General features: G+C 67.9%; 7 protein-coding genes and 2 pseudogenes. 3 read left to right on the top strand and 6 right to left on the bottom strand.

Going from position 1 to position 5,714, the window contains the following annotated elements; genetic code table 11:
* Positions 1 to 1,008 (bottom strand): annotated as a pseudogene (locus JCM19049_RS07390) (MFS transporter); the annotation flags it as partial.
* 261 nt (positions 1,009 to 1,269) lie between these two features.
* On the opposite strand from JCM19049_RS07390, the gene JCM19049_RS07385 reads away from it, so the two are divergent.
* From JCM19049_RS07385 to purH, 3 genes and pseudogenes are all read left to right on the top strand, one after another.
* Positions 1,270 to 1,806: a hypothetical protein gene (locus JCM19049_RS07385; RefSeq protein ID WP_279402681.1), complete on the top strand. Its 537-nt coding sequence runs from the start codon at positions 1,270 to 1,272 to the stop codon at positions 1,804 to 1,806.
* Positions 1,778 to 1,960 (top strand): hypothetical protein, encoded by a 183-nt coding sequence (locus JCM19049_RS19305; RefSeq protein ID WP_279402680.1) that lies wholly within the window; start codon positions 1,778 to 1,780, stop codon positions 1,958 to 1,960. The genes JCM19049_RS07385 and JCM19049_RS19305 overlap by 29 nt, the downstream gene beginning before the upstream one ends.
* An 88-nt stretch (positions 1,961 to 2,048) precedes the next feature.
* Positions 2,049 to 3,715, top strand: a pseudogene (gene purH, locus JCM19049_RS07380) (bifunctional phosphoribosylaminoimidazolecarboxamide formyltransferase/IMP cyclohydrolase).
* Positions 3,716 to 3,843: 128 nt separating this feature from the next.
* On the opposite strand, the gene JCM19049_RS22420 reads toward purH, so the two are convergent.
* The 5 genes from JCM19049_RS22420 to JCM19049_RS07365 all read right to left on the bottom strand — a co-directional run.
* On the bottom strand, positions 3,844 to 3,984 hold the full coding sequence (locus JCM19049_RS22420; RefSeq protein ID WP_306420735.1) for a hypothetical protein: 141 nt from the start codon (positions 3,982 to 3,984) through the stop codon (positions 3,844 to 3,846).
* Positions 3,981 to 4,574, bottom strand: a complete 594-nt coding sequence (locus JCM19049_RS07375) for a GntR family transcriptional regulator (protein WP_306420734.1) — start codon at positions 4,572 to 4,574, stop codon at positions 3,981 to 3,983. The genes JCM19049_RS22420 and JCM19049_RS07375 overlap by 4 nt, the downstream gene beginning before the upstream one ends.
* Entirely contained in the window at positions 4,571 to 5,239 is a 669-nt protein-coding gene (locus JCM19049_RS07370; protein ID WP_054821258.1) for a biotin-dependent carboxyltransferase family protein, read from the bottom strand. Before JCM19049_RS07370 ends, JCM19049_RS07375 begins: the two co-directional genes overlap by 4 nt.
* Positions 5,127 to 5,408, bottom strand: coding sequence for a hypothetical protein (locus JCM19049_RS19300; protein ID WP_279402679.1), 282 nt, complete (start codon positions 5,406 to 5,408; stop codon positions 5,127 to 5,129). The genes JCM19049_RS07370 and JCM19049_RS19300 overlap by 113 nt, the downstream gene beginning before the upstream one ends.
* Positions 5,409 to 5,511: 103 nt before the next feature.
* Positions 5,512 to 5,714: carboxyltransferase domain-containing protein (locus JCM19049_RS07365; RefSeq protein WP_279402678.1), on the bottom strand; the 203-nt coding region annotated here is incomplete at its 5' end.

The following is a 5,714-nucleotide window of genomic DNA, read 5'->3' as shown; positions in this document are numbered from 1 at the left end:
CGATGGCGGCGGCCGGCACGTGAAGCACCTGGGCCACCAGCACCAGCACCAGGCCGGAGAGTGGCGCGGAAACGCCCAGCAGCCACTTGCGGCCCACCCGCTCAACGAGCAGGGCGGCGATCACCACCCGAGCAGACCCATCAACGCCATCACCGCGGTGGTGAACAGGGCCGCGGACTGGGCCATCCCGGCCTCGGCCAGGATGGTGGGCAACCAGGTCAGTGCCAGGTAGTAGACCAGCAGGATGGTGATGAACAGCAGCCAGCTGGTCGCGGTCAGCGACGGGAATACCGCCACAGCGCCACCACCTGCTGCCACCACGGTGTGGGCTTGGCGTCCGGCATCTCGATCCGGTACTTGCGCATCTTGGCCCCGGTGCGGGTCACCAGGTCGTCAATCACCGCCCGCGCCTCGGACTCCCGGCCCCGGGAGGCCAGGTACAGCGGGGACTCGGGCACCTGGCGGCGCACAAAGTAGACCAGCAGCGCCGGCAGGATCATCACCACCAGGATCAGCCGCCAGTTCTCGGTCGTGGCAATCACGGCCCCGGAAATGAAGAAGGACAGCGCCGCACCCACCGGCCACCACCCGTCCATGGCGGTGAGCACCTTGCCGCGCAGCCGGGCTGGGGTGAACTCGCCCACCAGCGCATAGTCCACCGGGATGCAGCCGCCCAAGCCCACACCGGCCAGGAAGCGGAACGCCACAAAGAACCCGAAGTTCGGGGACAGCGCGCCCAGCACCGTGAAGACCGAGAACATCAGCAGGGTCGCCGAGAACGCCTTCTTGCGCCCATAGCGGTCCGCCAGCCCGCCCCAGATGAACGCGCCGATCGCCATCCCCACCAGGTTCGAGGTGCCCAGCAGCGCCGCGGTGGTGCGCTCCAGCCCCCACTCGGCGGCGACCAGCGGGATCAGTGCGCCGTTCAGCGTCACGTCCCAGGCGTCGAACATGAACCCAGGCCGCCGATGATGAAGATCGAGCCTGCACGGACCACTTGAAGGGCAGCTCCTGCACAATGCGGGCGCGGAGGGGCGGGTAATGGTAGACACGGTCAAAGTCCTTCGGTGGAGGGTGCGGCTGCGGAGGCAACAGGCAGTAGCCTACCGACACTGCCGTGGCTTCGGGCACATCGCTACGCCCGATTGCCCGGTGCGTCAAGGCCTACCGGTGGCCCGCCGAACGGGGTAATCTCTGGACATGGGAGTAGATTGGACCGCTCTCGAAGAGGCGCTACGGGTGTCCGCCCTTCGACACGCGGCGGAGATTTTGGAACAACACCCGACCCAGGACTTCTACGCGATTGCCCTGCACGGGGTCAGCAGCGAGGAGTCCGAGTCCATTGACATGCCCTTGCTGGCGTTGAACTCCATCCAGGCGCTGGAACGCGACCGGCTGACCGAAACCCGCGAACTGCTGGTGGCGCGCGGCGAGGACCTGGACGAGGACGAGGAATACGAGGACCGGGCGGACGCCGATGACTACTCCGGCGTCGAACCCGGGGACCGTGAAACGGAGGACGACTCCACCGACGGGCACGGGGCCGAGGACGAGGACCACGACGGCCAGGACCTGGACGATGTGCTGCAGGCGCTGGAAGCGGACCTGGAAGCCGACGAGGATGACGGATTCTATTCGGACAAGTGGGAACCCACCGAATGGCACTGGTCCTCCATCGGCTGGTGGAGGAGGTGGCCGCCGAAATCTGGAGCGACGCGCTGGCCACCCAGGCCCAGCGTGAGGCTGGAGCGAAACCATCCGCGCCTACTACCGCACCATGGTCAGGGTGGCCATCGGGTTGCGTGATGCCCTGAACGAACGCACCAAGCTGGACCTGGTCACCTACGTGGCCGACGACGACCACGCCGAGACACTGCTGAAGCTGTGCCTCACCCCGGAACAGCTCAGCGAACATTTCCCCGACATCGTCCAGGACCAGACCCTGTCCGAAACATCCTGAAGGTTGACCGCACCCCGGGGCTAGAATGGTTGCGGCGGCCGCCGTGCCGCCGCAACCACAATGTCGCACTGCCCGGGAGACCATTTACGTGAGCAAGACCGCCCTAGACCGTGTAGCGATCCGTCGCGCCCTGATTTCCGTTTACGACAAGACCGGTCTGGAGGAGCTGGCCGCCGGACTGCATGAGGCAGGGGTGCAGCTGGTCTCCACCGGTTCAACGGCCCAGCGCATCGCCGCGGCCGGCATCCCCGTCACCGAGGTGGAACAGGTTACCGGTTCCCCGGAAATGCTGGACGGGCGCGTGAAGACGCTGCACCCGCGGATCCACGGCGGCATCCTGGCCGACCGCCGCGTGGGCAAGCACATGGACACCCTGGCCTCCATGGACATTGACCCGATCGACCTGGTGGTCGTCAACCTGTACCCGTTCGTGCAGACCGTCGCCTCCGGCGCCGCGCAGGACGACGTGGTCGAGCAGATCGACATCGGCGGTCCGGCGATGGTGCGTTCGGCCGCGAAGAACCACGCTGCGGTCTCCATCGTGGTTGATCCCTCCTTCTACGGGCAGGTCATCGACGCCGCCAAGGCCGGGGGCTTCGACCTGAAGACCCGCCAGCGCCTGGCTGCCAAGGCCTACGCCCACACCGCCGCCTATGACACGGCCGTGGCTCCTGGACCGCCAGCCAGTTCCTGGACGAGGACGAACAGGGCCAGGTCCAGTGGCCGGCCTACGCCGGGGTGGCCCTGGAACGCGAAGCGTGCTGCGCTACGGGGAAAACCCGCATCAGCAGGCCGCCCTGTACACCGATGCCGCCGCGCCGGCCGGCATCGCCCAGGCCAAGCAGTTGCACGGCAAGCCGATGAGCTACAACAACTACGTGGACGCGGACGCCGCCCTGCGCGCCGCCTTCGACTTCAGCGAACCAGCTGTGGCCGTCATCAAGCACGCCAACCCGTGCGGTGTTGCGGTGGCCACCCCGGGCGCCGCGGACCCGATCGCCGACGCCCACGCCAAGGCCCACGCCACCGACCCGGTCTCCGCCTTCGGCGGGGTGATCGCCGCGAACCGCACCGTTACCAAGCGATGGCCGACACCGTCAAGGGCATCTTCACCGAGGTGGTCATCGCCCCAGACTTCGAAGATGAGGCCGTGCAGATCCTTTCGGCCAAGAAGAACATCCGCCTGCTGACCCTGCCGGAGGGGTACCGCCGCGCCGCCAACGAGTTCCGCCAGATTTCCGGCGGCATGCTCATCCAGCGTCGGACACCATCGCAGCCGACGGTGATGACACGGCCAACTGGACGCTGGCCGCCGGCTCGGCCGCCGACGAGCAGACCCTGGCCGACCTGGCCTTCGCCTGGCGCGCGGTGCGCGCCGCCAAGTCCAACGCCATTCTGGTGGCCAAGGACGGTGCCGCGGTGGGCATCGGCATGGGACAGGTCAACCGCGTGGACTCCTGCAAGCTGGCCGTGGAACGCGCCAACACCTTGGGCGTGAGCGTTGAATCCGGGGCCGACGCCGCCGGCGGAGCCGAGAACGTGGACGGCGCCGAGTCCGAGAACCGCACCCGGGGCGCCGTGGCGGCCTCGGACGCGTTCTTCCCGTTCGCCGATGGCCTGCAGATCCTGATTGACGCCGGAGTCAAGGCGGTAGTCCAGCCCGGCGGCTCGGTACGCGATGAGGAAGTGATCGCCGCGGCGAACGAAGCCGGCATCACCATGTACTTCACCGGCGCCCGCCACTTCTTCCACTAGGTCCTGGCGCATCGCGGGCCCCCGCACGACCTGAATGACTCAGGCGGGCGGGGGCCTGCCGCGTCTTGCCGGTGCCTCCCGGGGATTTTGTGTCGGCAAGCCGCCGGTGGCGGCAGCGGAAACGCGCTTTAACCGCGTCGAGGGGCAGCGCCCGGCGCCGTGGCGGATAACCGTGAGAGCAACTCGGTTTCGGCCGCTTCCAGGTAGCTGCGCAGTTCGTCGGCTGCCGCGACCCGCTGCCCGCGATCGAGCAGTCCCACGACGTTCACATTGCCCTGCAGGTAGGTGCGGTGAAATCCGTGGTGCCCTGCGCCGACTGGAACGCCAACCGCATCCGGGCCAGCACGCGGTGCATCAGCTCCTGCAGGTGCCTGCTGCCTGACCCGGCAACAATCTGTTCGTGAAACCGCTGGTTCGCATCCGCGACCCCGACCGTGTCACTGGCCGCCATCGCCTCCAGGCCAGAAACCACGGTGCGGTGCAGCTGGGCAACATTTAGGTCCGCGCCCCAGGCCACCGCCGCCGGTTCGATCATCCGGCGCACCGCGTAGATTTCACGTACATCCTCCGGCCCGGGAGAAGCCACGAACACCCCGCGGTTGGGGACCCGCGTGATGATCAGTTCGTTGTTCAACATCCGGAACGCCTCGCGCAGGGTGTTGCGGGAGATCCCAAAGGTTTCGGAGAGCGCCTTTTCCCCAAGCTTTTGGCCGGGAACCATCTTGCCTGCGGCGATGAGCGCACGCAGCCGTTCGGCCACCCACGCGCCGGTGTGCGCATGAGCGGCCACCCCGCGTTCCAACAGGCCGTTGCAGGGGGCAGCATCCGTGGCGGCGGCTGCTTGATGGGGCTCGTTCATCTGCGCCCACCTCCCGTCCGCGGCATCGATGAGCCGGGTTCCAGCAGCACAAAGCGGATGGGGGTGCCGGGGGCGAGCTGAGCGGCCTTTGAGACATCCTCATCGACCAAGGTCGCGATGACCGGATAGCCGCCGGTCACCGGGTGATCTGCCAGGAACAGCACGGGCAATCCGGAAGGGGGAACCTGAAGCGAACCGCGGACCATGCCTTCGCTTTCAAGCTCACCGGCGCGCAGCCGGACCAGCGGCCTGCCGCCCGCGGCATTGCTCAGGCGCAGTCCCACCCGGCTGGACTGGGCGCTGACTTCCCACGTTTGGGAAACAAGCCGTTCCAGGCCCTGCGGTCCGAACCAATCATCGCGTGGACCGGCCACGAGGCGCAGCCTAAAACATCCGTCCGGCTCGGGCTGGGGCAGCGTGGAGGGTTCGGCGCCGCCCACCGGATGGGTGCCGCGAATCCTCGCCGTGGGCAGGCGCTCGCCGGGTTGCAGGGGTGCCGGTCCGAGGCCGGAGAGGGAATCGGTGGACAGGGAGCCCAGAACCCGGTGGCCATCAAAGCCGCCACGGACCGCCAGGTAGCTGCGAAGCCCGGCCGTGGCCGCGGAACAGCTCAAGGTTTCCTTGTCCCTGAGGATGAACGGCACGTTCATCGCTGCGGTGCGCATGCTGGTGTGATCCTCGCTTCGCCGTGGATCTCGAGCCGCACCTCGGCCCCGCTGACCGCCAGCACCTGGTGGCCAATGGCCCGCACCGCAGCGAACCGGCAAGGGTCTCGATGACGGGCGCACCGGGCAGGTTCCCGACCAGCCTGTTCGCCTGGTGTGCCGAAATCACATCCGCAGCGCCGGAGGGGGAAACGCCAAGGTTGCCGGCGCCGCGGCGTCCTGCATCCTGGATCGTTGATTGCGGGCCGGGCTGATGACTTCCACCCCCGACCTCACCTGTGGTGCCGGTGCTGGTGGTTCGCGGCAGGAACGCTCAGTCGCAGTGCCGCGCGTTGCGGCACGAATTTCACCTTGTCGCCCGGTTGCACCAGGGCCGGGGGCGTGCGGTTCACGTCCCACATGCGGGTGTCGGTATGCCCGAGCAGCTGCCAGCCGCCGGGGGACGCCGCGGGTAGATGGCCGAGTACTTCCCGCC

This window comes from Arthrobacter sp. JCM 19049 (genome assembly GCF_001310435.1).
This window is presented reverse-complemented; position numbering and strand designations above follow the sequence as displayed.

Excerpts from the sequence above, each read along its gene's own strand:
- JCM19049_RS07375 (WP_306420734.1), bottom strand. The coding sequence starts at position 4,574 with ATGAACGAGCCCCATCAAGCAGCCGCCGCCACGGATGCTGCCCCCTGC.
- JCM19049_RS07370 (WP_054821258.1), bottom strand. The coding sequence starts at position 5,239 with ATGCGCACCGCAGCGATGAACGTGCCGTTCATCCTCAGGGACAAGGAA.
- JCM19049_RS19305 (WP_279402680.1), top strand. The coding sequence starts at position 1,778 with ATGGTCAGGGTGGCCATCGGGTTGCGTGATGCCCTGAACGAACGCACC.